The 24457-nt window shown below is 71.1% G+C and carries 27 protein-coding genes; 12 read left to right on the top strand and 15 right to left on the bottom strand.

Annotation, left to right across the window (positions count from 1 at the left end):
* Positions 1-17: 17 nt before the first annotated feature.
* Both MRBLWH10_RS03380 and MRBLWH10_RS03375 read left to right on the top strand, forming a co-directional pair.
* Entirely contained in the window at positions 18-962 is a 945-nt protein-coding gene (locus MRBLWH10_RS03380) for an NADP-dependent oxidoreductase (RefSeq protein ID WP_341941630.1), read from the top strand.
* The gene (locus tag MRBLWH10_RS03375; protein ID WP_341941629.1) at positions 959-1762 is read left to right on the top strand and encodes an alpha/beta hydrolase; all 804 of its coding nucleotides are present in this window, start codon (positions 959-961) and stop codon (positions 1760-1762) included. The genes MRBLWH10_RS03380 and MRBLWH10_RS03375 overlap by 4 nt, the downstream gene beginning before the upstream one ends.
* Positions 1763-1765: 3 nt before the next feature.
* Here MRBLWH10_RS03375 and MRBLWH10_RS03370 read toward each other — a convergent pair whose 3' ends face one another.
* The 8 genes from MRBLWH10_RS03370 to MRBLWH10_RS03335 form a co-directional block, all read right to left on the bottom strand.
* Positions 1766-2374 (bottom strand): alkylhydroperoxidase domain protein, encoded by a 609-nt coding sequence (locus MRBLWH10_RS03370; protein ID WP_105672305.1) that lies wholly within the window; start codon positions 2372-2374, stop codon positions 1766-1768.
* Positions 2371-2955 (bottom strand): CMD domain protein, encoded by a 585-nt coding sequence (locus tag MRBLWH10_RS03365; protein WP_341941628.1) that lies wholly within the window; start codon positions 2953-2955, stop codon positions 2371-2373. The genes MRBLWH10_RS03370 and MRBLWH10_RS03365 overlap by 4 nt, the downstream gene beginning before the upstream one ends.
* On the bottom strand, positions 2952-3968 hold the full coding sequence (locus MRBLWH10_RS03360) for a putative FMN-dependent luciferase-like monooxygenase (RefSeq protein WP_105672307.1): 1017 nt from the start codon (positions 3966-3968) through the stop codon (positions 2952-2954). Before MRBLWH10_RS03360 ends, MRBLWH10_RS03365 begins: the two co-directional genes overlap by 4 nt.
* Positions 3965-5656, bottom strand: a complete 1692-nt coding sequence (locus MRBLWH10_RS03355) for an ABC transporter ATP-binding protein (RefSeq protein ID WP_105672308.1) — start codon at positions 5654-5656, stop codon at positions 3965-3967. Before MRBLWH10_RS03355 ends, MRBLWH10_RS03360 begins: the two co-directional genes overlap by 4 nt.
* A complete protein-coding gene (locus MRBLWH10_RS03350) occupies positions 5653-6531 on the bottom strand; it encodes an ABC transporter permease (RefSeq protein WP_223586106.1) in 879 nt (292 codons plus the stop codon). Before MRBLWH10_RS03350 ends, MRBLWH10_RS03355 begins: the two co-directional genes overlap by 4 nt.
* Entirely contained in the window at positions 6528-7475 is a 948-nt protein-coding gene (locus tag MRBLWH10_RS03345) for an ABC transporter permease (RefSeq protein WP_341941627.1), read from the bottom strand. The genes MRBLWH10_RS03350 and MRBLWH10_RS03345 overlap by 4 nt, the downstream gene beginning before the upstream one ends.
* A complete protein-coding gene (locus tag MRBLWH10_RS03340) occupies positions 7475-9109 on the bottom strand; it encodes a TIGR04028 family ABC transporter substrate-binding protein (RefSeq protein ID WP_341941626.1) in 1635 nt (544 codons plus the stop codon). The genes MRBLWH10_RS03345 and MRBLWH10_RS03340 overlap by 1 nt, the downstream gene beginning before the upstream one ends.
* Positions 9110-9219: 110 nt before the next feature.
* Positions 9220-10590 (bottom strand): NtaA/DmoA family FMN-dependent monooxygenase, encoded by a 1371-nt coding sequence (locus MRBLWH10_RS03335; protein WP_341941625.1) that lies wholly within the window; start codon positions 10588-10590, stop codon positions 9220-9222.
* Between the two features lie 117 nt (positions 10591-10707).
* Here MRBLWH10_RS03335 and MRBLWH10_RS03330 point away from each other — a divergent pair, with 117 nt between their 5' ends.
* Genes MRBLWH10_RS03330 through MRBLWH10_RS03320 form a run of 3 tightly spaced genes read left to right on the top strand, consistent with a single transcriptional unit; the run spans position 10708 to position 13992 of the window.
* Entirely contained in the window at positions 10708-12000 is a 1293-nt protein-coding gene (locus tag MRBLWH10_RS03330; protein WP_341941624.1) for an O-acetylhomoserine aminocarboxypropyltransferase/cysteine synthase family protein, read from the top strand.
* A gap of 29 nt (positions 12001-12029) precedes the next feature.
* Positions 12030-13040: a Gfo/Idh/MocA family oxidoreductase gene (locus MRBLWH10_RS03325; RefSeq protein WP_341941623.1), complete on the top strand. Its 1011-nt coding sequence runs from the start codon at positions 12030-12032 to the stop codon at positions 13038-13040.
* Positions 13033-13992, top strand: a complete 960-nt coding sequence (locus MRBLWH10_RS03320; protein WP_341941622.1) for an NYN domain-containing protein — start codon at positions 13033-13035, stop codon at positions 13990-13992. Before MRBLWH10_RS03325 ends, MRBLWH10_RS03320 begins: the two co-directional genes overlap by 8 nt.
* A 13-nt stretch (positions 13993-14005) precedes the next feature.
* Here MRBLWH10_RS03320 and MRBLWH10_RS03315 read toward each other — a convergent pair whose 3' ends face one another.
* Both MRBLWH10_RS03315 and MRBLWH10_RS03310 read right to left on the bottom strand, forming a co-directional pair.
* Positions 14006-15145 carry a Gfo/Idh/MocA family oxidoreductase gene (locus tag MRBLWH10_RS03315; RefSeq protein ID WP_341941621.1) on the bottom strand — a complete coding sequence of 380 codons (1140 nt, stop codon included), beginning with the start codon at positions 15143-15145 and terminating at the stop codon, positions 14006-14008.
* Complete coding sequence (locus MRBLWH10_RS03310; RefSeq protein WP_341941620.1) at positions 15145-15951, bottom strand: sugar phosphate isomerase/epimerase; 807 nt, start codon at positions 15949-15951, stop codon at positions 15145-15147. Before MRBLWH10_RS03310 ends, MRBLWH10_RS03315 begins: the two co-directional genes overlap by 1 nt.
* Before the next feature lie 112 nt (positions 15952-16063).
* Between MRBLWH10_RS03310 and MRBLWH10_RS03305 the strand changes: the two genes are divergently transcribed.
* The 3 genes from MRBLWH10_RS03305 to MRBLWH10_RS03295 are packed head-to-tail and all read left to right on the top strand — an operon-like array spanning position 16064 to position 18276.
* Positions 16064-16690 (top strand): helix-turn-helix domain-containing protein, encoded by a 627-nt coding sequence (locus MRBLWH10_RS03305; RefSeq protein ID WP_341941619.1) that lies wholly within the window; start codon positions 16064-16066, stop codon positions 16688-16690.
* Between the two features lie 9 nt (positions 16691-16699).
* A complete protein-coding gene (locus tag MRBLWH10_RS03300; RefSeq protein WP_341941618.1) occupies positions 16700-17320 on the top strand; it encodes a DUF4166 domain-containing protein in 621 nt (206 codons plus the stop codon).
* Entirely contained in the window at positions 17317-18276 is a 960-nt protein-coding gene (locus tag MRBLWH10_RS03295) for a DUF1731 domain-containing protein (protein ID WP_341941617.1), read from the top strand. The genes MRBLWH10_RS03300 and MRBLWH10_RS03295 overlap by 4 nt, the downstream gene beginning before the upstream one ends.
* Here the strand turns inward: MRBLWH10_RS03295 and MRBLWH10_RS03290 are convergent.
* The 3 genes from MRBLWH10_RS03290 to MRBLWH10_RS03280 all read right to left on the bottom strand — a co-directional run bounded on the left by MRBLWH10_RS03290 (position 18273) and on the right by MRBLWH10_RS03280 (position 19969).
* The gene (locus tag MRBLWH10_RS03290) at positions 18273-18647 is read right to left on the bottom strand and encodes a PLDc N-terminal domain-containing protein (protein ID WP_341941616.1); all 375 of its coding nucleotides are present in this window, start codon (positions 18645-18647) and stop codon (positions 18273-18275) included. The genes MRBLWH10_RS03295 and MRBLWH10_RS03290 overlap by 4 nt on opposite strands.
* A gap of 44 nt (positions 18648-18691) precedes the next feature.
* Positions 18692-19621, bottom strand: a complete 930-nt coding sequence (locus MRBLWH10_RS03285; RefSeq protein WP_341941615.1) for an aldo/keto reductase — start codon at positions 19619-19621, stop codon at positions 18692-18694.
* A gap of 96 nt (positions 19622-19717) precedes the next feature.
* Positions 19718-19969, bottom strand: coding sequence for a hypothetical protein (locus MRBLWH10_RS03280; protein WP_341941614.1), 252 nt, complete (start codon positions 19967-19969; stop codon positions 19718-19720).
* 93 nt (positions 19970-20062) lie between these two features.
* On the opposite strand from MRBLWH10_RS03280, the gene MRBLWH10_RS03275 reads away from it, so the two are divergent.
* The 3 genes from MRBLWH10_RS03275 to MRBLWH10_RS03265 are packed head-to-tail and all read left to right on the top strand — an operon-like array spanning position 20063 to position 21475.
* Positions 20063-20446 carry a helix-turn-helix transcriptional regulator gene (locus MRBLWH10_RS03275; protein ID WP_341941613.1) on the top strand — a complete coding sequence of 128 codons (384 nt, stop codon included), beginning with the start codon at positions 20063-20065 and terminating at the stop codon, positions 20444-20446.
* Positions 20447-20454: 8 nt separating this feature from the next.
* Positions 20455-20838, top strand: a complete 384-nt coding sequence (locus tag MRBLWH10_RS03270) for an ImmA/IrrE family metallo-endopeptidase (RefSeq protein WP_105672324.1) — start codon at positions 20455-20457, stop codon at positions 20836-20838.
* Positions 20839-20872: 34 nt separating this feature from the next.
* Positions 20873-21475 (top strand): GNAT family protein, encoded by a 603-nt coding sequence (locus tag MRBLWH10_RS03265; RefSeq protein WP_105672325.1) that lies wholly within the window; start codon positions 20873-20875, stop codon positions 21473-21475.
* Positions 21476-21485: 10 nt separating this feature from the next.
* Here MRBLWH10_RS03265 and MRBLWH10_RS03260 read toward each other — a convergent pair whose 3' ends face one another.
* Positions 21486-21689 (bottom strand): hypothetical protein, encoded by a 204-nt coding sequence (locus MRBLWH10_RS03260; RefSeq protein ID WP_341941612.1) that lies wholly within the window; start codon positions 21687-21689, stop codon positions 21486-21488.
* 53 nt (positions 21690-21742) lie between these two features.
* Positions 21743-22747 (bottom strand): hypothetical protein, encoded by a 1005-nt coding sequence (locus MRBLWH10_RS03255; protein ID WP_341941611.1) that lies wholly within the window; start codon positions 22745-22747, stop codon positions 21743-21745.
* 23 nt (positions 22748-22770) lie between these two features.
* On the opposite strand from MRBLWH10_RS03255, the gene pgi reads away from it, so the two are divergent.
* Positions 22771-24450 carry a glucose-6-phosphate isomerase gene (gene pgi / locus MRBLWH10_RS03250; protein ID WP_341941610.1) on the top strand — a complete coding sequence of 560 codons (1680 nt, stop codon included), beginning with the start codon at positions 22771-22773 and terminating at the stop codon, positions 24448-24450.
* The last annotated feature ends 7 nt before the right edge of the window (positions 24451-24457 follow it).

Below are 24457 nucleotides of genomic sequence, written 5' to 3'. Positions count from 1 at the left end.
GGAGCTAGCCTGGAGACATGGCTCGCGCGATCGTCTACACAGAGTTCGGTTCCCCTGACGTCCTCCACCTCAGCGACATCCCCGACCCGGTCGCTGGCGCCGGCGAGGTCGTCGTCCGCATCGAGGCAGCGGGGGTGAATCCGATCGACGCGAAGCTCCGCGGAGGCAGGAGGCCCTCGGCCCCGATCACCGAGCCGCGCAGGATCGGCTTCGACGGCGCCGGCGTGGTCGAGGCCATCGGCGAGGGCGTGGAGGGGTTCGCCGTGGGAGACCGCGTCGCGATCCGCGACACGCTCGGCACCTACGCCTCGGCGCTCGCGGTCCCGGCTGCTCATCTCGCCCCGCTCCCCGACAGCGTCACCGTCGCCGAGGGCGCGGCGATCGCGATCCCCGCGGGTACGGCGTATCAGGCGCTGCGCTCACTCGCCGTGACCGCCGGCGACGTCCTCCTCGTCCACGCGGGCTCCGGGGCTGTCGGCCAGGCGGCCGTGCAGTTCGCGGTGGCCTGGGGTGCGACGGTCATCGCGACCGGGAGCCCGGCACGACACGATCAGCTGCGCGAGCTCGGCGCGATCCCCGTCGCCTACGGGGACGGGCTGCTCGACCGCGTGCGCGCCGCCGCGCCGCACGGAGCGACCGTCGCCCTCGACTGCGCTGGCACCGACGAGGCGATCGAGACCTCGCTCGCCCTCGTCTCCGACCGCGACCGCATCGCGACGATCGTGCGCGGACCGGACGCCGCGTCCTTCGGCATCCGCGCGTTCTCCGGCGGATCGCCGATCCCGCTCACGGAGCAGGAGCTCGCCTGGCGCGCCGAGGCGCTGCCCGCCACGATCGCGCTCATCGCCGCGGGCGACTTCACGGTCGAGCTCGGTCAGGAGCTGCCGCTCGCCGAGGCGGCGCGGGCCCACGAACTCGTGGAGTCCCACGCTGCCGACGGCAAGCTCATCCTCGTCCCGTGACTCTGATCACCGTCGCCTCCGGGCGCGCGCAGCTCGCCGCCGAGGCGACCGGTCGCGGCGGCGCCGTGCTGATGATCCACGCCGGTGTGACCGACAGGACATCGTGGGACTCCCTGGTCGCACGACTCGGAGACGGTTTCCGCACGGTCAGGTTCGACGCCCGAGGGTACGGGGAGACCGCCTACGAGACCGAGGACGGGTGGTCACCCGTCGCAGACGCGCTCGCCGTCTTGGATGCCTGCGAACCGGGCGCCGCAGTCGTGATCGGATGCTCGATGGGCGGCAGAACGGCGCTCGATCTGACTCTCGGGCACCCGGACCGGGTGTCGGCGCTCGTGCTCATCGCACCAGCCGTGAGCGGTTCTCCCGCGCCCGTGCTCGCCCCGAGGGTTGCTGAGCTGGATCAACTGATCGACGCAGCAGACGCCGACGGAGACGTCGATGAGGTGAACCGTCTCGAGGCGATCGTCTGGCTCGACGGGCCGGAACGCCCCGGTCGCGCCTCGCACACGGCCCGCGAGCGCTTTCTGGCGATGAACGGCGTGGCCCTGCGCGCAGCCGATCCAGGTGAGCAGTCCGAGCCTGGCGACGCCTGGACGCGCCTCGGCGATATAGCGGTGCCGACGCTCGTCATCGTCGGCGACCTCGACCTCGAACACATCCGGCGCTACGCCCTCCACGTCGCCGCGAGCATCCCCAATGCGACGTTCCTCGAGCTGCGGGATGTCGCTCACCTCCCCCATCTGGAGGCGCACGACGGAGCACTCGACGCCGTCGCGGGGTTCCTTGCGGCGCGTTGAGGATCAGTCCGGCGCAACCGGACGCCCGATCGACAGCATGAGCCGGTTGGCCCAGTTGAAGAACGCCGCGCCGTGGATGACGTCGGAGATCTCGAGATCGTCGAGACCCGCCGCACGCAGCCGGGCGACCTCAGCGGGGCCGAAGGCGCTCGGAGTGTCGGTGAGGGCGACGGATGCCGCGACCACGGCGTTCCACCGCTCGCCGAGATCGGCGTCCGTCCCCTCGTCGAGGAGGAGGTCGACGTCGTCGGGCCGCTTGCCGTAGTGCGCCGCGAACCGCGAGTGCACGGAGGCGCAGAACACGCAGCCGTTGCGACGAGACGCGGCCGTCGCCGCCAGCTCGCGCTCCGCACGGGGAAGGCCCTCCGCGACGTTGTAGAAGATGTCCTTGTCGACCAGGGTGCGCGCCTTCAGCACCTCGGGGTCGCGCGCCAGCAGCCGGAAGTAGTCGTTCTTCGCGCGCGCCGCCTCGACGAGTCCGTCGTAGTGGCGCTCGGTGAGCTCCTCTTCGGCGAGCGGCGCGAGGTGGGGTCGCCAGCCGACCTCGGCACGCGTGAAGGCGTGCGGATGCGGGGCGTCGTGGTGCACGAGCACGGAGTCCGCGACGGTCATGCCGCCGCCCCCAGAACGCGGAGGCCGGTGACGACCCGCTGCTGGAAGGCGAGGAAGGAGACGAGCTGCGACAGCGTGACGATGCCGTCTGCCGACCAGCCGGCGTCCAGCAGTCGCTCGATGTCGTCGCCCGACGCCTCGCGCGGCCGGAGCATGAGCAGGTGCGTGTGCGCGAGCGCAGCGGCCAGCCGCGACCCGAGCGCATCGACGGCGTCACCGTCCGGGGTGTAGCGGAGTCCGTCCGTGCTCTCGGAGCGCAGCCCCTCCTCCGTGTAGGCGCCGTACGGGCCCGTCGTCGCGGCCTCGGCGGCCTCCGCGAGGACGATCGCCGCTCGCCGCGGGTCGGCGGCGAGCGCGCGGTCGGCGTAGAACGTGCCCGTGGCGTCGGTGTCGCCGGCGAGCCGCGTCGCGAAGGCCGCGACCAGCTCCCGCTCCTCCTGCGAGACGTGCGCGACGGAGACGGGCCGGAACAGCGCGTCGAAGCTCGCCTGCAGCTGCTCCCTGGTCACCGGACGGCGGCGCCGCAGCTCGTCGAGCTCGGGCGTCACCCCCGCGATCTGATCGACGATGTCGGTGGTCATGCCTTCTCCTTGATGGTGTCGAGGGTGTAGCCGAGGGCCGGGGCGACCCTGTCGGCGAAGAGCTCGATCGAGCGCAGCACGTGCTCGTGCGGGGCGTCGACCGAGTGCACCTGGAACGCGACCTCCGTGGCCCGCGCGAGCGTGGTGTCGGCGGCGAGCGACTCGGCGACCTCGTCCGGCGTTCCCAGGTGGGTGTCGAGCGCCGCGATGAGGTCGTCGAGGTCGTCGCCGGGGATCGTCTGCCCCTGACTCCGGAAGCCTTCGGCGGCCCGGCGCAGCCCGACCTCGGCGAAGCGCAGCGCCTCGGCCCTGTCATCCGCCACGAACACGGTGCGGGACGCCGTGATCCGCGGCGCGACGCCCTCGGGCAGCGCCTCGAGGTACGCGTCGATGATCGGGTCCTGCAGTGCCGACAGCGGGGCGTGCAGGTCGTCGGCGCGACGCGGCTGCGTGCGCGAGAGCAGCAGGCCGTGACCGTGCACGCCGGCCCTGTGACCGCCCGGCGCCGAGAACGTCGCCTGCCAGATGCGGTCGGCGAGCGAGCCGGCATCCGGGTAGAGCGTGTTGTCCGCGCCGATGTCGCGTCCGGCCAGCGCATCCAGCAGCACCCCGAGCTTGCGGTCGTAGGTCGCCGCCTTCGCGCGCACGTCCTCCCCGAAGGGCGCGAACGACGACGGCGTGCCGCCGCTGCCGAGACCGAGGTCCAGCCGCCCACCAGAGAGCAAATCCGTCACGACCGCGTCCTCCGCGACCCGCACGGGGTCCTCCAGAGGCAGAGTGATGACGCCGGTGCCGAGGCGGATGCTCGTGGTGCGCGCCGCGACGTTCGCGAGCAGGACGAGCGGCGACGGCAGGCCTCCCTCCGCCGCGCGGAAGTGGTGCTGCGCGACCCAGGCGCGGCCGACGCCGTACCTCTCCGCCTGCTGGATCTGCTCCGTCGCGAGCGCGTAGCGCTCCGCCGGGGCGGCGTCGTCGAGCAGCCGGGTGAAGAAGGCGACAGTGGGCGCGGTCATGAGAGGGCTCTTCCTGTGAGTGCGGCGGTGAGTGCGGCTGCCGGTTCGGCTGTGCGTTCGGCAGCGCGTCCCGGGACCGCGGCGAGCAGTTCCCTGGTGTAGTCGTGCTGCGGGTCGCGGAAGAGCTCCTCGGTGGCGCCCTCCTCGACGATCCGGCCGCGGCGCATGACCGAGACCGTGTGGCTGATCCTGCGGACCACCGCGAGGTCGTGCGAGATGAACAGGTACGTGAGCCCGAGCTCCGCCTGCAGCGAGGCCAGCAGCTCGAGGATGCGCGCCTGCACGGTGACGTCGAGGGCGGACACCGCCTCGTCGAGCACGAGTATCTCGGGGTCGATGGCCAGCGCCCGCGCGATCGCGACGCGCTGCCGCTGGCCTCCGGAGAGCTCGCGCGGAGTCCGCCGGGCCAGATCGGCGGGCAGCGCCACCCTGTCGATGAGGGCGAGAGCGCGCTCGCGCCGCTCGGCCTTCGACCCCACACGGAAGTTCTGCAGCGGCTCGGCGACGATGTCGGCGACCTGCTGTCGCGGATCGAGCGAGGCGAAGGGGTTCTGGTACACGAGCTGGATCCGTCGGCGCAGCGCCCGCAGTCCCTCGCCGGACACCCCGGTGACGTCCTCCCCGTCCAGCCGTATCGTTCCGGCATCCGCCCGCTGGAAGCGCGTGATCAGCCGCGCCGTCGTCGTCTTGCCCGACCCCGACTCCCCCACCAGCGCGTGGGTGGTGCCACGGCGCACGCGGAAGGAGACGTCGTCGACCGCGCGGAAGCTCTCGCGTCTCTTGACCCTGAACTCCTTCACGAGCCCCTCGGCGACGATCGCGTACGGATCCTCGGCGGCGACGGCGGCGGCGTCGCGCAGGAACGGCGGCGCCTCGGGACGACGGAAGCCGGTGACGAACGCCGGGGCGTCGGCGAGGAGCTGCCGCGTGTAGGCGTCGGAGGGGGCCGCCAGCACGTCGGCGCTCGCGCCCTGCTCGACGATGGCGCCGTCCTTCAGCACCACCAGCTGCTGGGCGCGGTCGGCGGCGACGCCGAGGTCATGGGTCACGAGCAGGATGCCGGTGCCCTCCTCGCGCCGCAGCTCGTCGAGCAGATCGAGCACGCGCCGCTGCACCGTGGCGTCGAGCGCACTGGTCGGCTCGTCGGCGATGAGCACGCGCGGTCGCAGGGCGATCGCCGTGGCGATCAGCACGCGCTGGCGCATGCCGCCGGAGAGCTCGTGCGGGTACTGGCGCGCCCGCAGGTCGGGGTCGTCGATGCCGACCCGGTCGAGCAGCTCGAGCACGCGGGCGCGACGCCGACGGCGGTCGCGATGACCGTGCAGGCGCAGGATCTCCTCGACCTGCGCGCCGATCGGCCGCACGGGGTCGAGGGAGGTCACCGGATCCTGCGGCACGAGGCCGACGATCGGACCGCGGATGCCGCGCAGTGCCCGGTCCGACCACCCCGAGACGTCGAGGTCGCCGAGGCGCACCGAGCCCGCGTCGACGCGGCCGCCCTCCGGCAGGAGCCCCAGGATCGCGTGCGCGGTCGTGGACTTGCCCGATCCGGACTCCCCGACCAGGGCGAGGGTCTCCCCCTCGTTCAGCTCGAACGACACCCCGTGCACGACCTCTCGGCCCGCATAGGAGACCCGCAGGTCGGCGGCGGTGAGGACGGTCCCGCCCGTGGGAGCGTTGACGGTCATCGGATGTTCCTTCCGAGGCGGTGGCTGATGCGGTTGGCGCTGAGCACGACGGCGACCACGACGAGACCGGGGAGGGCCGTGAGCCACCACGACGTCCCGATGTAGTTGCGTCCCTCCGCGATCAGCAGACCCCACTCCGGGGTGGGCGGCGGGGCTCCGTACCCCAGGAAGCCCAGGGTGGAGATCGCGAGGATCGCGGTGCCGAACTGCAGGGCGGCGAGCGCGACGATCGGCGTGAGAGAGTTCGGGAGCACGTGCCGGCGGAGCACGGCGAAGAAGGTGCCCCCGCTCCCGTACGCGGCCTCGACGTACTCGGTGCGCCGCACCCGCGCGACCTCGGAGCGCATCAGCCGCGCGAAGGCGGCGATGCTGCCGAGACCGACAGCGATCGCGGCGTTCACGGTCCCGAACCCGAGGAGGATGATGACCGAGAGCGAGAGCAGCAGTCCGGGGATCGCGAGCAGCACGTCGACGACCCGCATGAGGATGTCGTCGACGATGCCGCCGAGCGCCCCGGCGACCGCGCCGATCAGGGTGCCGAGGCCGAGCCCGACCGTGACGGCGATGAGCGCCCCGGAGAGCGAGTGCACCGACCCGTGCACGACGCGCCCGAACAGGTCCCTGCCGAGGGCATCGGTGCCGAACCAGTGCGACCCGCTCGGCGGGAGGAGCTTGTCGGCCGGCGCCCCGGAGAGCGGATCCCCCGGAGCGAACACCCCGGGGATCACGGCCCACAGCACGACCACCGCGACGAGGGCCACCGCGACGTAGAGGCCCCACGGGCGACGAGGCCGACGGGGCCGACGGCTGGCGACGACCCGGGCGACGTCCTCGGACACCGGCGCAGGGGCAGGAGCAGCGACGAGCGCGGTCATGAACGGACTCCGATCGCGGGGCGGACACGCTGACGCGGGTCGATGAGCGGGGTGACCAGATCGACGGCGAAGGAGATGAGCACGAAGCCGAGGGCGGACAGCAGCACGACGCCCTGCAGCACCGGGATGTCCTGGTTCGCCACGGCCTGTTCCGTGAGCCTGCCGATGCCCGTGCGTCCGAACACCGTCTCGGTCACGACGGCGCCGCCGACGAGCTCGCCGAACAGGACGCCCGCGATCGTGAGCGCGGGGACGGCCGCATTGCGCGCGACCGATCGCGTGAGCACCCACGTCGGAGGGGCGCCCTTCGCGCGCACCACGGTGATGAAGGGCTGCGCCTGCACCTGATCGACGGCGCGCACGAGCACCTGGGCGAGCGGAGCCGAGATCGGGACGGCGAGCGTGAGCACCGGCAGGATCAGCCCCCGCACCGGATCGGCGCCCACGATCGGCACCCAGCCGAGGCCGAAGGAGAACACCTGGATGAGGAGGATGCCGAGCCAGAACACCGGCACGGCGACGAAGAGGCCGGGCACCTGACGCAGTCCGTCGCGGAGCCACGCGAACGGGGCCAGAGACGACACGGCCGCGATGAGCACGGCGAGCAGCAGGGCGACGACGAGACCGAGCGCGGCCAGCAGCAGCGTCGCGGGCAGCGCCTCGGCCAGCATCCTGAGCACAGGGGTGCCGAACTGGGTCGAGTAGCCGAAGTCCCCGGCGACGAAGCCGAGGCCCGCGTGCAGGTACTGCTCCCACCACGGCACGTCGGCGCCGTAGGCCGCGCGGATGCCGTCGAGCTGCTCGGGCGAGAGCCCCAGACTCGGGTCGGAGAACTTGATGAGGATCGCATCCCCCGGCAGCAGCTGCAGCAGGAAGAAGGTGGCCGTGAAGGCCGCGATCAGAACGATCGCGGCCTGCCCGGCTCGTCGGAGGACGAAGGCCATCAGTGCTCCTGGAGCCAGACCTCGGAGAAGGTCGGGCGGCCGACCGATTCGGACGCGAAGCCCTGCACGTAGGTCGCCGCGCCGTACACCTGCGGCTCCTCGAACAGCGGGATGACGTACGCCTGCTCGGCGATGTAGTCCTGCACCGCCTGCGACGCCTTCACGCGCTTGTCGGCGTCGGGCTCGGAGGCCACGGCGAGCAGCAGGCGGTCGAGCTCGGCGTCCTCGGAGATGAGCACGTCGCGGTTCTTCGTGAAGAACTGGCTCTTGATCACATCGAGATCGGCGCGGCCGACCATCGAGTGGTAGAAGCCCGTCTTGAGCGGATCGCGCGTGTCCTCGGCGTAGCTGCCCGCGTCTCCGGGCTTGACGATCAGCTCGACGCCCGCCTTGGCGAGCTGCTGGGCGACGAGCTCGAGCGTGGCCTTCGACTGCGGCTGCGGCTTGGCCTCGTAGACGGTGATCGAGAGTCGCTGGCCGTCCTTCTCGCGGATCCCGTCGCCTCCGACCTCCCACCCGGCCTCATCGAGGAGCTTCTTCGCCTTCTTGAGGTCGTAGACGTAGTGCTCGGACTCGTCCTTGTAGCCGAGCGCCTCGGAGGAGAGCACCGACGTGGCCACCGGGTAGTTCTCGGTGAAGAGGGTGTCGACCACCTCCTTGGCGTCCACCGCCGCGACGAGCGCCTGCCTGACCGTGATGTCGCTCAGGATCGGGTTCCCCGGGCGGAGGGCGATCGAGTTGTTCACACCGCGGGTCTGCGGCGCGTACAGCGTGAAGCCGGCGCCCGAGACGCGGGCCTCGTCGAAGGCCTGGACGTACCGGACGAGGTCGGCCTGGCCGGCGAGCAGCGAGCCGATGCGCACGGAGTCCTCCGGCGTCACGATCACGTGCACGTCGTCGAGGTACGGGCGACCCTGGTTCGCGGCGCTCTCGGGAGCCCACGCGTAGTCCTTCCGCGCCTGGAGCGTGTACTCGGTGCCGAGCTTCTCCCCCGTCACGGTGAAGGGCCCGGAGCCGATGATCTCGGCCGCGTTGCCGGCGCCGAAGTCCTCGATCGTGCCGTCCAGCGTCTCCGGCGAGAGCAGCCCCGAGTTGATGGTCGACGTCGCCTGCAGGAACCCGGGCGACGGGGCGGAGAAGCGGAACGTGACGGTGTCGTCGTCGACGACCTCGCTGCTGGCGTAGTTGTTCACCGCCTCGGAGACCGTGAGCCCCCGATCCGGGGCTCCGAGCCCGTAGGTGTCGAAGTTCTTCGCGACCGCCGCGGCGTCGAGCGGGGTGCCGTCGGAGAACGTGACCCCGGGGCGGAGGTCGAAGGTGTACTCGGTCGCGTCGTCGTTCACGGTCCAGTCGGAGGCGATCCAGGGCTCGATCTCGAGCGTCTCCGGGTTCTGCCACGTCAGACGAGCGGTGATGTTGTTGACGATGCCGCCGTTCGGGTAGAAACCGGCCTGCGGCGGGTACAGGTTCGTGTACGTCTGGTGCTCGAGGTAGGTGAGCGTGCCGCCCGTGACGGGGTCGCCGCCGGCGGAGGGTGCGTTCGCCGGCGCCGGAGACGAGGCGCAGGCGGCGAGACCGGCCGCCATGACGAGCGGGAGTGCGACGGCGACGGCGCGGACAAGGCGACGATTCATGCGGGGGCCTCCTGGAGGGTTCGGGTATGCAGGGTGCGACTCACGTTAGGGACGAGGGATGCCGGGCGACGATGCGGCGGACACGACCGTTCACGAGCGGTCACCCGCTGTCACGCATCGACATGCGACGTAATGCGCAGGCGGTCGCGGAGGGTGCCGCCGTCGCGTCCGAGCAGCCCTCTGCGGCGCAGCTCGGGGGCGGCGAGCCGGGTGAACGCCTCGAACTGCGCGGGTTGGAAGGCGGAGAGGACGTTGAATCCGTCGGCCGCCCCCTCGTCGCGCCAGGTCTCGAAGTGGTCGGCTATCGCCGAGGCGCCGCCGACCACGAAGGCCGCCGGCACCGCGTGCGCGGCCACGAGATGACGCCAGGTCACCGGACGCTCTCCGCCGACGCCGAGCCCGGCGATGCGCGCGACACGGGCGATCAGCGCCTCTCCCGCCGATCCGAGCCGCGCGGCCTCGTGGGCGGTCACCGGCGCATCGAAGGACGCGGCCCTGAGCGGGTCGTCGGCGGCGACCCCGAGCGCATCCGCCACCGCCTCGACCGTGCGGTTCGGAGGGAAGGCCGTCCGATCCCGCTGATGCCCCTCCGCCAGCGGCACGAGGAAGAGCAGCCTCTCGACGATGCGGTGGGCCTCGGCATCCGACTCCGCGACCACCGGGAGCACGGGGGCGATGACCTTCACGTCGTCGGGAGAGCGTCCGGCCTCTGCCGCGATGTCTCGCAGAGTGCCGCGCGTCGCGATCGCGTCCGCGAGGGTCGGCGCCGCGATGAGCGCGAGATCGGCCTCGGTCGCGGCGAGGTGACGCGACCGGGGCGAGGTGCCGGCGTGCACGATCGGGATCTGCCCCTGGGGAGGTCGGGCGACGTTGAGAGGACCGTCCACCCGCACGTGGTCGCCGCGGACGTCGGCGGGGCGCAGACCCTCCGGATCGATGAGCACGCCGCGCTCGGCATCGGCGACCCAGGCGTCCTCCCTCCACGAGTCCCACAGCCGGCGGAGAGCGGTGACGAACTCCTCCGCCCTGTCGTAGCGGCCCTCGTTGTCGGCGTGCGCGTCGCGGCCGTGATTGCCCGCAGCCCGCGGCTCGGCGCCGGTGACGAGGTTGACGCCGGCGCGGCCCCCGGAGAGCACGTCGAGCGAGGCGAGCGAGCGCGCCGTCGTGTAAGGGTCGGCGTAGGTGGTGTTCACCGTCGCGATGAGCCCGATGCGGGAGGTGAGCCCGGCGAGGAACAGCACGGCGCTGACCGGGTCGATCCGCGCGAGCAGGTAGGGGTCGCGGAACTCGAGGTCGGGCCCGGTGGCCAGCCAGTCGCCGAAGAAGAGGTAGTCGAGACCGGCATCCTCCCCCTCCTCCGCGATGCGCCGCAGGACGGCGTGGTCGGCGGACGGGTCGCGGTGGGCGCCGGGGTGACGCCACCCGGAGGGGTACGCGCCGAGAGTGCGCACCATGGCGCCGATGATGAGCGGTTCGGTCATGGCGGCCACGGTACGAGCGGTCGCTCCACCGCGCCACGGCGGCGATTCGGGGGTTCACGCGGTGCAACAGTTCGACACACGCCGAAGCACGGACCGCTCGCTCATCACAATGGTCTGATGAGCGAGTTCGCGACCCGGCAGATCCAGGCCGGCTACGTCCCAGGGACACCCAAGAACAGCGCCGTGCCGCCGATCTACCAGACGGCCGCGTACCAGTTCTCCTCGCTCGCGGATGCTGCGGACCTGTTCGCGCTGCGCACCACGGGCAACCTCTACAGCCGCAACGCCAGCCCGACCCAGCAGGTTCTGGAGGAGCGCGTCGCGGCGCTCGAGGGCGGCGCCTCCGCGGTCGCCGTCGCCTCCGGTCAGGCCGCCGTCGCGGTGACCCTGCTCGCGCTCGTCGGCGTGCGCGGCCACATCGTCGCCGCGAACCAGCTCTACGGCGGCACCGTCGACCTGTTCCAGGACACGTTCGAGGACTTCGGCATCGGGGTGACCTTCGTCGATCAGGACGATCCTGACGCCTGGCGGGCCGCGATCCGTCCGGAGACCCGCGCCCTGTTCGCCGAGTCCGTCGCGAACCCGGTCGCTCAGGTGCTCGACATCAGACTCGTCGCCGACATCGCGCACGAGGCCGGTGTGCCGCTCGTGATCGACAACACCGTGGGGACGCCGTACCTGGTGCGCCCCGGCGAGCACGGCGCCGACTTCGTCGTGCACTCGGCGACCAAGTTCCTCTCCGGGCACGGCACCTCCCTCGGCGGGGTCGTCGTCGACCAGGGCACGTTCGACTTCGGAGCCGAGCCCGACCGCTGGCCGCAGTTCACCGCCCCGTACAAGCGCTTCGGCGAGCTCGTGCTGTGGGAGCGGTTCGGCATCGGGCAGGCGTTCGCGGCGCTGGTGAAGTCGAAGTACGTGCACGACCTCGGCCCGTCCCTCTCGCCGTTCAACGCCTGGCAGATCCTGCAGGGTATCGAGACCCTCGACCTGCGCGTGTCGCGGCAGAGCGCCACCGCCCTCGCCGTCGCCCGCTTCCTCGCCGAGCACCCCTCGGTGTCCAGGGTCAACCACCCCGGTCTCGAGGGCAATCCGTGGCACGGGCTCGCGCAGCGCTACCTGCCGGACGGCGTGCCGTCGGTGTTCTCCTTCGACCTGGCCGGCCCCGCGGACGAGGGCGCCCAGGAGCGCGTCGGCCGGGTGATCGACGCCCTGCGGGTGGTCCGTCTCGTCGCGAACATCGGCGATGCGCGCAGCCTGGTGGCGCACCCCGCGTCGATGACGCACTCGCACCTGAACGCCGAGCAGCGCGAGGCGGCCGGCATCTCGCTCACCACCATCCGACTGTCCGCCGGCCTCGAGGATCCCCGCGACCTCATCGCCGACCTGGATCTGGCGCTCGCGAAGGCCTGACCGCGCCCCTCACCCTCTACGCTGAGACCATGACTGGTCTTCGTTGGGGAATCCTCGCGACCGGCGGCATCGCCGGCGCGTTCGCATCCGATCTGCGCAGCGCAGGGCTCGATCTGGTGGCTGTCGGCTCACGCTCCCAGGAGTCCGCCGACGCCTTCGCCGCCGCGCACGGCATCGCCCCCGAGCACACCCATCCCACCTACGAGGCGCTCGTCGCCGACCCCGACGTCGACATCGTGTACGTCTCGACGCCGCATCCGATGCACCACGACAACGCGCGACTCGCGCTCGAGGCCGGCAAGCACGTCCTCGTCGAGAAGGCGTTCACGGTCAACCGGGCGGAGGCCGAGTCCCTGCAGCGCCTCGGCGCCGAGCGCGGCCTGCTCGTGATGGAGGCCATGTGGACCCGCTATCTCCCGCAGATGGTGCGGATGCGCGAGCTCATCGCCTCTGGCGCCCTGGGCGAGATCCGCACGGTGTCGGCCTCGCACACCCAGCTCCTCCCCTCCGACCCCGCGCACCGCCTCAACGCGCTGGAACTCGGCGGTGGCGCTCTGCTCGACCTCGGCATCTACCCGATCTCGTTCATCTGGGACGTGCTGGGCGCCCCGACCAGCATCCAGGCCGCGGGCCGTCTCGTCGAGACCGGCGCCGACGCCGAGGTCGCCACGGTCATGGTCCACGAGGGCGGCGCCGTCTCGACGAGCTTCTCCTCGTCGAGAGCGGCCGGGTCGAACACGGCGTCGATCCTCGGCACCAGGGCGCGCATCGAGATCCAGCCGGCGTGGTCGTCGGCATCCACCCTCCGCCTCATCGCCCCTGACGGCACCGTCCTCGAGGAGATTGGGGGCCCGCCGGCTCCGGATGCGCCGCGCGGTATGGAGCACGAGGCCCACGCCGCCGAGCGCCTCGTGCGCGACGGGCTCCTCGAAGGAGACATCCTGCCGATCGCCGAGACCGTGGCGATCATGGGTACGCTCGATGAGATCCGCGCTCAGATCGGCGTGACCTACCCCACAGAGGAGTCGCACAATGGCTGAGGCATCGGAGGCCCGCGTCGCGGTCTACCTCGACTTCGACAACATCGTCATCTCCTGGTACGACCGGGTGCACGGGCGCAACGCCTACGGCAAGGACCGTCAGCGCATCACCGAGCGCCCCGACGACCCCGAGGTGACCGAGCGCCTGCGCGCCGCGATGATCGACGTCGGCGCCATCATCGACTACGCCGCGTCGTTCGGCACCCTCGTGCTCACGCGCGCCTATGCGGACTGGTCGTCGCCGGTGAACGCCGAGTACCGTACGCAGCTCGTGGCCCGCGCCGTCGACCTGGTGCAGCTCTTCCCCGCCGCGGCGTACGCGAAGAACGGCGCCGACATCCGCCTCGCCGTGGATGCCGTCGAGGATATGTTCCGCCTCCCCGACCTCACCCACGCCGTGATCGTCGCCGGCGACAGCGACTACGTGCCCCTCGCCCAGCGCTGCAAGCGGCTGGGGCGCTACGTGATCGGCGTCGGCGTCGCCGGCTCGACCGCGAAGTCCCTCGCGGCCGCGTGCGACGAGTTCGAGTCGTACGACTCGCTGCCTGGCGTGGTCAGGCCGACGCGGATCGCCGCCCCCGCCCCCGCGCCCGAGACCGTCGAGCCGGTCGAGCCCGCCGCCAAGGCCAAGACGGCGCCCAAGGCCAAGGCCTCTCGCACGAAGGCCGCATCGACGGCGGATGCGCCCGCTCCCGCGAAGCTCGACGAGCAGGGCGAGGCGACCGCGCTGCTGCAGCGCGCGCTGCGTCTGGGCCACGACAAGGCGGATGCCGACGAGTGGCTGCACAGCTCGGCGGTGAAGACCCACATGCGGCGCATGGACCCGTCCTTCAGCGAGAAGGCCCTGGGTTATCGCTCGTTCTCCGACTTCCTCAAGTCGCGCGATGACATCGCCGAGCTCGAGGAGACCGGCCACGAGCGCCTGGTCAGGCTCCGCGAACCCGCGGCCTGACCAGGCGCCCGCCTCAGAACGTCCTGGCGTACGGGTCGAACGACGCGTCCAGCGCCCCGACCTCGTCGAGAGTGCTCTCCACGGCGACGAAGGAGCGCGAGGCCGCGGACTCCTCGATCGACAGCAGCGTGTCCAGCACGTGGTAGCCGAACTCGCCGGTCGCCACGTGCGGACGGCCGTCGCGCACCGAGCGCACCATGTCGAGCAGTCCGATGCCGCGGCCGGAGAGCACGCCCTCCTGCTCGACGTCGACGATCTCCTGCTGGATGGGCTCCGGCGGGATGAACATCCGCGTGAGCGGGCGGGTGATCGAGATCGCACCGCCGAAGGTGTTCGGATCGGGGATCACGAGGGTCCCCTCCGTGCCGGTGATCTCGACGATGCCCTGACGGAGCATCGGGGAGTCGGTGCTGTACAGGCTCTGCGCCTGACCGCCGCGCTCGAAGTCCATCAGCACGCTCAGCGTCGAGGGCACCTCGACGGGGAACTCCTGTCCGGCCAGAGGCCCCTGCTGCACGCGCCGCGTCTCTGCACCCTTCAGCCCGAGTGCGGCCACGGTCGCGACCGGGCCGAACACGTGCACGAGGGTGGAGACGTAGTACGGTCCCATGTCCAGCAGTGGACCGCCGCCCTTGGCGTACAGGAAAGCGGGGTCGGGGTGGAAGATCTCCGGACCCTGCCACTGGAAGGTGGTCTGCGCGAAGAGCGGACGGCCGATGTCGCCGCGGGCGATCAAACGCTTGGCGGTCTGCACTCCGGGGCCGAGCACGGTGTCGGGCGCCGCGCCGACGCGGAGGCCGGCGGCATCCGCCTTCTCCAGCAGTCCGCGCGCCTCCTCGCGGCTCACGCCGAGCGGCTTCTCGGTCCACACGTGCTTGCCGGCGGCGATGATCGCCTCGGAGACCTCGACGTGCACGGCCGGGATCGTGAGATTCACGACGATGTCGATCTCGGGGTCGTCGAGCACGACATCGACGCCCCCGGAGCGTGGCACTCCGTATTTCGCCGCCTGTGCAGCGGCGCGCTCGACAATCACGTCTCCGATGGCGAGCACCCGCACGTCGGGAAAGGTGGTGAGGTTGCTGAGGTACTGGTCGCTGATGTTGCCGGCGCCGATGATGCCGACACCCACCGTCGCGCTGTCGGCGGCCATCAGCCGGCCACGTTCTCGTCGAGGTAGACGCGGCTGCGCTCGACGGCGTCGAGGAGGTCGCCCTCGTAGTGGTCGAACTCGACGATCGCGAGCTCGAGCGCCGGTGCGGCCGCGATCGCCGCGACGAGCGGCACGGCGCCGTCTCCTGCGGGGACCTGGTCGGCGGGCGGGTACGCGTTCACGAGCTCAGGATCGAGCGTGCCGTCCTTGGCGTGCACGGCGATGACACGGCTGCCGAGGCGCTGCAGCAGGGCGACGGGATCGACGCCGCCTCGGGCGACCCAGTACAGGTCGACCTCGAGCACGACGCGCTCGTCGAGGAGCCCGGCGAGGACTTCGAGACCGGTGACGCCGTCGAAGACCGCCTCCAGCTCGTGGGCGTGGTTGTGGTATCCGACGCGGATGCCGGATGCGGCGCCGATCTCTGCGGCCGCGTTGAGCAGGCGCGCGGTCTCCGCGATCTGCTCGACCGATTCCCAGCGGGCGGGCTCGGTGTAGGGATCGATGACGGTGCCCATGCCGAGCGTCTTCGCCGCCGCGAACACCTCGGCGGGGGTCGGCACGGGGACGCTGGTGCCGCTGCCGTCGGGGTTGACGAAGGACTCCGAGGCGAGGAAGGCGTGACCGCTGGGTGCGACCAGGCCGGCGGCGGCGAGGGCCGCGGCGAGCGGCTCGGCGCGGTGCACGAAGTCGTAGGGCTCGACGGCGACGAATCCGCGGGCGACGACGGCGGCGAGCGTGCCGTCGAGATCGGCGTCGAGCTCGTTCTTGAGCGTGAACAGCTGGATGGATGTCTGAACCGTCATCGGTGGTGCTCCTTCGTGGTCTTCGGTGACGCGCGGGCCGGTGCCGCCCTGTGCACAGGAGGCTATCACCGAAAACCTCCAAGCGGAAGTTTTAATTCGATAGACTCGCGTCATGTCCGGACAGAACGAGCGCCCACGCCAGCGGGGGGCCTACGCCAAGGGCGTCGCGCGCCGCCAGGAGATCCTGGACAGGGCGATCGAGGTGTTCGCGGCGAGAGGCGCCGACCGCACGAGCCTGCGCGCGATCGCCAAGGAGGTCGGCGTCACGCACGCCGCCCTCACCCACTACTTCGGCTCGCTGGAAGAGCTCCTCGTCGCGGTCTACCTCGCCAGCGGCGATGAGGACGACGAGCGCCAGCCCATCCCCGACGACATGACGCCGGTCGAGCTCATGATCGAGTCCGCCCGCACCAACCGCGAGGTGCCGGGGCTCGTGCAGCTGTACTCCTCGCTCATCGCCACCGCCCTGGAAGAGGGGCACCCCGCCGCGCGGGAGTTCGCGACCACCCGCTTCGCCCGGCTGCGCGACGAGCTCTCCGAGCGCGTACGGCTGCAGCAGGAGTCGGGCCTCATCCGCGACGACGTGCCGCCGGACGCGGTCGCCGCTCTCGTCATCGCGGCATCCGACGGCCTGCAGACGCAGTGGCTGCTCGACGACAGCGCCCCGCAGCACGACGCCCTCGCCGCGCTCGAGCGGATGCTCCGCTCCCCGGCACGACCTCCCGCACGAGGTCGGTAGGCTCGGAGCGTGACGCCGGTTCCGCAGTCCCCGTATGCCAGGGCGCTCGGCGACCGCATCGAGGAGCTGCATCCGCGCCTCCGCGAGTACTTCCGCGGCGTCCCCGACGGTCATGTCGGCATCGGCGAAGGGGTCTTCCAGCGCGTCGGCACTCCGCACCGCTGGCTGTGGCCCCTGCTGCGCACACTGGAGCGCCGCGGCGTCGTGGCCGCCCGGTGGGAGCGCGACGTGCCGTTCCGGGTCGAGAACGTGACCGTGGCCTCGCGGGCGATCGGCATGCGCCGGTTCGACTTCCCCACCGGCGCCTGGACCATGCGCGATGCCGTCGTCCTCTCCCGCCACGGCCGCGTCGTCGATGAGCTCGGCGAACCGGGCGTCGTCGTCGCGTGCTTCGACGTGGACGTGCGAGACGGCGCCCTCCGCCTCACGAGCCGCGCAGTCGGCGTCCGCCTCGGTCGTCTGCGGCTTCGCGCGCCGCGCGCGCTCTCCCCCGTCGTGCGCCTGACCGAGAGGTTCGACGACGAGATCGGACGCCAGCGCATCGCCCTGACCGTCGATGCACCGTTCATGGGACGCGTGTACGAGTACCGCGGAGACTTCGACTATCGCATCGAGGAGGCACAGGGATGAGCACGGGTCACGTCGTGATCGGCGGTTCCACCGGATTCATGGGCGGATACCTGCAGCAGCGGCTGCGCGAGGCCGGGCGAGAGGTCATCACGATCTCCCGCTCGAACGCCGACCTCCACTGGGGCGACCAGGCGGGCATCGACCGCGCCGTCGACGGCGCCGCTCTCGTCATCGGCCTCGCGGGCAAGAGCGTGAACTGCCGCTACACCCCGGAGAACCGGGCGGAGATCTTCCGGTCGCGCCTGGACACGACCTCCTCCCTCGCCACAGCCATCGCTCGGGCCGACACCCCGCCGCCGCTGTGGGTGAACTCCTCGACCGCCACGATCTACCGCCACGCCGAAGACCGCCCGATGACCGAGTCCACGGGCGAGATCGGAACGGGCTTCTCCGTCGAGGTCGCCACAGCGTGGGAGAAGGCCCTGTTCGCGCAGGATCTCCCGTCGACACGCAGGGTGGCCCTCCGCAGCGCGATCGTGCTGGGCGACGGCGGAGTCCTCGGCCCGCTCCGCGCCCTCGCGAAGCTCGGCCTCGGCGGCCCCCAGTACGACGGTCGCTGGCCCGTGAGCAGAGCGCGGCGTGCGGCCGGCACCGGCCACTTCCCCGGGGCGAAGCGTGGACGGCAGCGGTTCAGCTGGGTGCACGTCGAAGACATCGCCCGCATCATCGACTTCCTCGAGCAGACCCCGTCGCTCGACGGCCCGGTCAACACGGCGTCACCGAACCCCGTCGACAACGTCGGCTTCATGGCGGCGGTCCGGGCCGTGCTCGGGGCGCGCATCGGGCCGCCGATGCCGCGATGGATGCTCGAGCTCGGAGCCATCGGCATCCGCACCGAGACGGAACTCGTGCTGAAGAGCCGCTGGGTGCTGCCCGAGAAGCTCACCGCCGCGGGCTTCGAGTTCCGCTATCCGCTTCTCGACGAGGCGCTGCGGGAGTCCTTCGCGCGGGCTTAGCTCTCTGCCGCCGGCGGCTGGTCGCGCTTGCGCTTCTCGAGCTCCTCGCGGAGCCGCCACTCCTCGATCTCACGGTCGAGGTCGGCGATCTGCTGCTCTGTGGTCCGCAGATCGGCGGGCGGAGCCGGCGGAGCGGTCGCCGTGCGGGTCGTCGGAGCGGCGCGGCGCATCTGCGGGATCCGGATGCCGCCGTCGCCGTAGTCCCTGCCGAGCGCGAACCAGAGCAGGCCGCCGATCAGCGGCAGGAGGATGACGAGGATGATCCACACCATCTTCGGGAGGTACTTCACCTGCGAGTCCTCGCGCGTGATGATGTCGATCAGCGCGCCGACCATCAGCGCGATGACGAGGAGCGAGAACAGGAACGGCATGATCTCAGGGTAGACGACGCCCGCCGGATCAGGGCAGCACCGGATCAGGGCAGCAGGTGCCCGGCCGCCCGGAACAGCTCGTACCACTCCGCCCTGGTCAGCTCCACGTCGGCTCCGGCCGCGGCATCCCGCACCCGCTCGGGCGTCGTGGTGCCCAGCACCACCTGCATCTTCGCCGGGTGGCGGGTGATCCACGCCGTCGCGATCGCGATCGGGGCGACGCCGTAGGAGGCCGCGAGCCGGTCGATCACCGCGTTGAGGTCGGCGTACTCGGGGTTGCCGAGGAACACCCCGGTGAAGAAGCCGCCCTGGAACGGCGACCAGGCCTGGATCGTGATGCCGTTGATGCGGCAGTAGTCGACGATCCCGCCGCCGTCGCGGACGACGCTCTGCTCCTCGCCCGCCATGTTGGCGGCGATCGGCTGGGCGATGATCGGGGCGTGGGTGATCGACAGCTGCAGCTGGTTCGCGATGAGGGGCTGACGAACGGCGGTGCGCAGCAGGTCGATCTGCCGGGGCGTGTGATTCGAGACGCCGAAGGCGCGGACCTTGCCCGCGGACTCCAGCTCGTCGAAGGCGCGAGCGACCTCGTCGGGCTCGACGAGGGCGTCGGGGCGGTGCAGGAGCAGCACGTCGATGTACTCGGTCTGAAGGGCCCGCAGCGAACCCTCCACCTGGCCGATGATGTGCTCGTAGGAGAAATCGAACATCCCTCGATCGGGGACGATGCCGCACTTGGTCTGCAGCACGATCTCCTCGCGCTCCGCCCGGCTGAGCTGCAGCGCTCCGGCGAACCGCTCCTCACAGAAGTGCATTCGCCCGCCGTAGATGTCGGCGTGGTCGAAGAAGTCGATCCCCGAGGCCCTGGCCGTGTCGTAGAGCGCGCGGATCTGCGCATCATTCTTGTCGTCGATGCGCATCATGCCGGCGATGACGGCGGGGGCGGCGGCGGAGCCGAAGGGCACAGTCTTCATGCGTGCAACGCTACCCTCATGCGCGCAGCGCTACCCGGCGGAATGGTGAGGGAGCGCGCGCACCCTCCCGCTGATGCGGCCGTGCGCCGCAGACCATCAGCGCTGATGATCAGTCGCTCGCGAGACGTCGCCGCTCGACTGCGGGAACAGGGTCCCTATCGGGATGCCGAGCGCGACGGCGATGTCTGCGAGGTCAGTGACGGTGAAATCGGTGCGCAGCGTGAGCTTGTCACGCAGGTCGTCACGGTCGATGCTCGCCCGCGCGGCCAGCCATCGCTCCGTGTGCCCGGAGGCGGCGAGCGCGGACCTGACGGCGTCGGCCACCTTTCGTCGCACTTCTGTCGTCACCTGACGACACTATCGCCCCGACTGTGAGCGATCAAGCGTTCAGCAACCAGAATGACGGCATCTTGGCTTCACCCCGGTGCTATCGTGACACGGGTGAAGACACAGGGCGAGCAGTTCAACGCGGCCGTGGGTCGCCAGCTGCGGGCCGAGATCGCCGCCGGCGGCAGCAGCATCGCCGCGATGGCGCGCGAGGTCGGCATCGCGAGAAGCGGACTCGACAACTACGTCACCGGCAAGCGCTCCATCCCGATCCCCGTGCTCTACGGCGTCTGCGTCGCCCTCGACGTCGAGCCGCACGTCGTCCTCGCCCGCGCAGAGGAGCGGCTCCGCGCCGACGACGCCCGGCGAGCGGGCGCCGGAACGGTCACGCCCATCCGCCGCCGCTCCGATGTCCCCGGTCGACGCGAAGATGATGCTGAGGTCGCCTTCGAATCGCGCCTCACCCACGACGGCGACACGGACGACCTCTACCAATAGGAGAGCGCATGGACCAGCTCCTTCCCCTCATCGAGGAGCATGGCCTGCGCATCGTCGAGAGGCCCGGAGGAACCCCGGGCGGTTTCGACCCGTGGTCACGCACGATCCGCCTCGCTCCCGGCATGAGCGAGCGAATGAAGAGGAGCGTGCTCGCGCACGAGCTGGCGCACGCCGTCCTCGGGCACCTTCCGACGACGAGGGCCTCGCTCCGCGACAGACAGGAGCGTCGAGCCGACGAATGGGCGGCTCAGCTGCTGATCACGCCCGCCTCGTACGCCGAGGCGGAGGCGACCCGCGGCCCCCACGCGCCCAGCATCGCCTTCGAGCTGGGGGTCACCGTCGAACTGGTCTTCGGGTTCCAGCGTCTGCTCCAGCGGGCCCGTGCGGCGTGACGCCGCATCGTCGCCGCGCTGGTTGAATGGCCGCATGGCCTTCCGCACAGCTCCGCTCCCCGTCACCCTCACCGGACGCCTCGTCGAACTGCGCCCGCTCGACCGCTCGCACCATGACGGCCTCCTCGACGCCCTGCAGGAGGGTGACCTGTGGCAGACCGCCTGGTACACGTCCGTGCCGTCTCCCGACGGCCTCGCCGCGGAGATCGACCGCCGTCTCGGTCTGATCGAGTCGGGTGAGATGGTGCCGTTCACCGCGTTCGATGCGTCCGGCCGGGTGCTCGGCCTCACCTCGCTGTACGATCTGGTCGCCGATGTGCCCCGTGTGCACATCGGCTACACATGGAATCGTCCTTCCGCGCACGGCACCGGCACGAACGCCGAATCGAAGCTGCTCCTGATGCAGCACGCGTTCGAGACGCTCGGCGCGTTCCGCGTCGGACTGACGACCCAGTGGGTGAACTTCCAGTCGCGCGCCGCGATCGAACGCCTCGGCGCCAAGCAGGACGGCGTGATGCGGGCGATGAGCCGCTACCGCAACGGCGCCCTGCGCGACAGCGTCGAGTACTCCGTCATCGAGCCGGAGTGGCCCGCCGTCAAGGCGAACCTCGAGGCGCGTCTCGCGAAGAGGCGCTGAGGCGCGGGGGCTACTCCGCGGCCTTGCCAGACCAGTTGTTCGAGCGGCGCGTGGCCGAGCCGCCCTGGCGCATCATGAACGCGAGCGACAGGCTCACGATCAGCAGGCCCGCGACGAACACGATCGCCTGGAAGTCCTCGAGCGACTGTGCGAGACCCATCAGGTAGATGCCTCCGAGGAAGAGGATCATGAAGAAGATGAAGCTGAGGATCACGGGGTCTCCTGTCGTAGCGGCCGCCTACCAGGATACCTCCGCCCGTTCGCTGCTCAGACCGCGCGCGAGAACGTGATGACCTCGTCCCGCCGGGACTTCGCCACGACGAGACCCGCGAGCTCCAGCCTGCGGAAGACGCGTCGAGGCAGCACCGGCAGCTCGGCGGTGCGCCCGGGAGGCGCCTTGGCCAGACCGGCGAACAGCGACAGGTCGACGCCGGGACCGCGCACCTCGATGCGCGCGTACTCGCTGCGGCAGCGCCAGCGCAGGTGCTCCAGCTCGGAGAAGCGCACGACGGATGCCGAATCGCCGAGCCGGATGCGGATCTCGTCGTTCCCGAACGCCACCGTGCACTCCTTCGTGCGCTTCCTGAGCGTCGCGGTGAGCACGAGGTAGGCGGGAAGCCCGAGCACCAGCCCCATGAGGACGATGGCCAGACGGGGCGGGAAGCGCATCACGACGTCGCTGAAGGAGATGAGCAGGGCGATACCGATGAGACCGACGAAGACCGTGATCCCGATGATCGACAGGGTCAGCTCGCGCATCCGCATCTCGATCGCCGGGAACCGCACGAACGAGCCGTCGCCGCGCTCATCGCGCTCCCACTCCGGAGGGACGCGCACCGGAGTCCTCTTGCGCTCGCGCCGGGTGAGGGCATCGGTCACCCGGCCCAGAAGACCCAGCACGATCCACCCCGTCGCGGGGATCGCCGCCATCCAGAGCACGAGGAGCACGCCCTTCACCGTGTCGGGGAGCGGGTCGAGCAGGCGCGACCCGTACTCCGTGACGACGAGCATGGTCGCCACCAGGACGATCGCGACGGCGAGGTGCAGCACGAGCCCGTTGCGCCGCATCCCGAAGGTCGCGTTGACGAACGCGAGGCCGAAGCACCACCCGCCGACGAGCATGAGGAGGAACTGCGGGAGGTCGATGTCCTGCGTCCCCAGTGTCAGCGCGGTCGCGGCCGCGAGCAGTGCCGTCCCCCAGAGCACGGGGTTGAACAGCATCCGCCGCCACAGCGGCACGACGATCCGTGCCGGTGCCGTCGTCTCGCTCATCCTCGCAATCCTAGGATGTACCCATGACCGCTCCCGTTGACCCGACCCGCACGTCCGCCTGGTCCGAGCTCACCGCGCTCCGCGGCGGGTTCGTCCCCGACCTTCGCGGCTGGTTCGCCGCCGACCCCGCGCGTGCGGAGCGCTTCTCGCTCCCCCTCGCCGATCTGCACGTCGACCTGTCGAAGAACCTCGTCACCGACGACGTGCTCGCAGCGCTCCTCCGCCTCGCGGAGGAGACAGGGGTCGCCGAGCGCTACGCCGCCATGCTCTCGGGGTCGCATCTCAACACCACCGAGGACCGTGCCGTGCTGCACACGGCGCTGCGCCGCCCCGCGAACGCCTCTCCGGCCCTCGTCGTCGACGGGCAGGACGTGGATGCCGATGTGCAGGAGGTGCTCGGCGCGCTCTCGGCCTTCGCTGACCGCGTCCGCTCCGGCGACTGGCGCGGCATCACCGGCAAGAGGGTGACGCACGTCGTGAACATCGGCATCGGCGGCTCCGACCTCGGCCCCGTCATGGTCTACGAGGCGCTCAAGCCGTATGCGAATGCCGGCATCCAGGCCCGTTTCGTGTCGAACATCGACCCGACCGACCTCGCGCAGAAGACGTCGGACCTCGACCCCGAGACGACGCTGTTCATCGTCGCGTCGAAGACCTTCACGACCCTCGAGACGCTCACCAACGCCCGGCTCGCCCGCGACTGGCTGTGGGCCGGTCTCACGGCATCCGGAGCGATCGACGGCGGCGAGCAGTCCCGCACCGACGCCGTCGCGCACCACTTCGTCGCGGTCTCCACCGCGCTCGACAAGGTCGCGGCCTTCGGGATCGACCCGACGAACGCCTTCGGCTTCTGGGACTGGGTGGGCGGTCGCTACTCGGTCGACTCCGCCATCGGCCTGTCGCTCGCGATCGCCCTCGGAGCCGACACGTTCCGCGACCTCCTCGCGGGCTTCCACGCCGTCGACGAGCACGTGCGCACCACTCCCCTGGAGCGCAACGTCCCGGTGCTGATGGGGCTCCTGAACGTCTGGTACGTGAACTTCTTCGACGCGCAGTCGCATGCGGTGCTCCCCTACGCGCAGCAGCTCAGCCGCTTCCCCGCGTACCTGCAGCAGCTCACCATGGAGTCCAACGGCAAGTCGGTGCGCTGGGACGGCACGCCCGTCACCACCGACACCGGAGAGGTCTTCTGGGGCGAGCCCGGGACGAACGGTCAGCACGCGTTCTACCAGCTGATCCACCAGGGCACCCGGCTCATCCCGGCCGACTTCATCGCCTTCGTGAACCCGGCCTACCCGCTCACCGACGGCGGGCAGGACGTGCACGCGCTGTTCCTGGCGAACTTCCTCGCGCAGACCAAGGCGCTCGCGTTCGGCAAGACGGCCGCCGAGGTCGAGGCCGAGGGCACCACAGGGGCGCTCGTGGCCGCCCGCACCTTCGCCGGCAACCGGCCGACGACGTCGATCTTCGCGCCGGCGCTCACCCCGCAGGTGCTCGGCCAGCTCATCGCGCTCTACGAGCACATCACGTTCACGCAGGGCACGATCTGGGGCATCAACTCGTTCGACCAGTGGGGCGTCGAGCTCGGCAAGCAGCTCGCCATGCAGATCGCCCCGGCGATCGAGGGCGACGCGGATGCCGTCGCCGCGCAGGACCCGTCGACGAAGGCGCTGCTGGAGTACTACGCGGAGCACCGGAACTAGTTCCCGG

The sequence above is a fragment of the Microbacterium sp. LWH10-1.2 genome, from assembly GCF_038397765.1.
Taxonomy (GTDB): Bacteria; Actinomycetota; Actinomycetes; order Actinomycetales; family Microbacteriaceae; genus Microbacterium; species Microbacterium natoriense.
Note: the sequence above shows the minus strand (reverse complement) of the source record. Positions and strands in the feature narration are given on the sequence as shown.

Coding starts and splice junctions, on each gene's coding strand:
- MRBLWH10_RS03380 (WP_341941630.1), top strand. CDS start 18: ATGGCTCGCGCGATCGTCTACACAGAGTTCGGTTCCCCTGACGTCCTC.
- MRBLWH10_RS03370 (WP_105672305.1), bottom strand. CDS start 2,374: ATGACCGTCGCGGACTCCGTGCTCGTGCACCACGACGCCCCGCATCCG.
- MRBLWH10_RS03365 (WP_341941628.1), bottom strand. CDS start 2,955: ATGACCACCGACATCGTCGATCAGATCGCGGGGGTGACGCCCGAGCTC.
- MRBLWH10_RS03360 (WP_105672307.1), bottom strand. CDS start 3,968: ATGACCGCGCCCACTGTCGCCTTCTTCACCCGGCTGCTCGACGACGCC.
- MRBLWH10_RS03355 (WP_105672308.1), bottom strand. CDS start 5,656: ATGACCGTCAACGCTCCCACGGGCGGGACCGTCCTCACCGCCGCCGAC.
- MRBLWH10_RS03350 (WP_223586106.1), bottom strand. CDS start 6,531: ATGACCGCGCTCGTCGCTGCTCCTGCCCCTGCGCCGGTGTCCGAGGAC.
- MRBLWH10_RS03345 (WP_341941627.1), bottom strand. CDS start 7,475: ATGGCCTTCGTCCTCCGACGAGCCGGGCAGGCCGCGATCGTTCTGATC.
- MRBLWH10_RS03340 (WP_341941626.1), bottom strand. CDS start 9,109: ATGAATCGTCGCCTTGTCCGCGCCGTCGCCGTCGCACTCCCGCTCGTC.
- MRBLWH10_RS03335 (WP_341941625.1), bottom strand. CDS start 10,590: ATGACCGAACCGCTCATCATCGGCGCCATGGTGCGCACTCTCGGCGCG.
- MRBLWH10_RS03330 (WP_341941624.1), top strand. CDS start 10,708: ATGAGCGAGTTCGCGACCCGGCAGATCCAGGCCGGCTACGTCCCAGGG.
- MRBLWH10_RS03325 (WP_341941623.1), top strand. CDS start 12,030: ATGACTGGTCTTCGTTGGGGAATCCTCGCGACCGGCGGCATCGCCGGC.
- MRBLWH10_RS03320 (WP_341941622.1), top strand. CDS start 13,033: ATGGCTGAGGCATCGGAGGCCCGCGTCGCGGTCTACCTCGACTTCGAC.
- MRBLWH10_RS03315 (WP_341941621.1), bottom strand. CDS start 15,145: ATGGCCGCCGACAGCGCGACGGTGGGTGTCGGCATCATCGGCGCCGGC.
- MRBLWH10_RS03310 (WP_341941620.1), bottom strand. CDS start 15,951: ATGACGGTTCAGACATCCATCCAGCTGTTCACGCTCAAGAACGAGCTC.
- MRBLWH10_RS03305 (WP_341941619.1), top strand. CDS start 16,064: ATGTCCGGACAGAACGAGCGCCCACGCCAGCGGGGGGCCTACGCCAAG.
- MRBLWH10_RS03295 (WP_341941617.1), top strand. CDS start 17,317: ATGAGCACGGGTCACGTCGTGATCGGCGGTTCCACCGGATTCATGGGC.
- MRBLWH10_RS03290 (WP_341941616.1), bottom strand. CDS start 18,647: ATGCCGTTCCTGTTCTCGCTCCTCGTCATCGCGCTGATGGTCGGCGCG.
- MRBLWH10_RS03285 (WP_341941615.1), bottom strand. CDS start 19,621: ATGAAGACTGTGCCCTTCGGCTCCGCCGCCGCCCCCGCCGTCATCGCC.
- MRBLWH10_RS03270 (WP_105672324.1), top strand. CDS start 20,455: ATGGACCAGCTCCTTCCCCTCATCGAGGAGCATGGCCTGCGCATCGTC.
- MRBLWH10_RS03265 (WP_105672325.1), top strand. CDS start 20,873: ATGGCCTTCCGCACAGCTCCGCTCCCCGTCACCCTCACCGGACGCCTC.
- MRBLWH10_RS03255 (WP_341941611.1), bottom strand. CDS start 22,747: ATGAGCGAGACGACGGCACCGGCACGGATCGTCGTGCCGCTGTGGCGG.
- pgi (WP_341941610.1), top strand. CDS start 22,771: ATGACCGCTCCCGTTGACCCGACCCGCACGTCCGCCTGGTCCGAGCTC.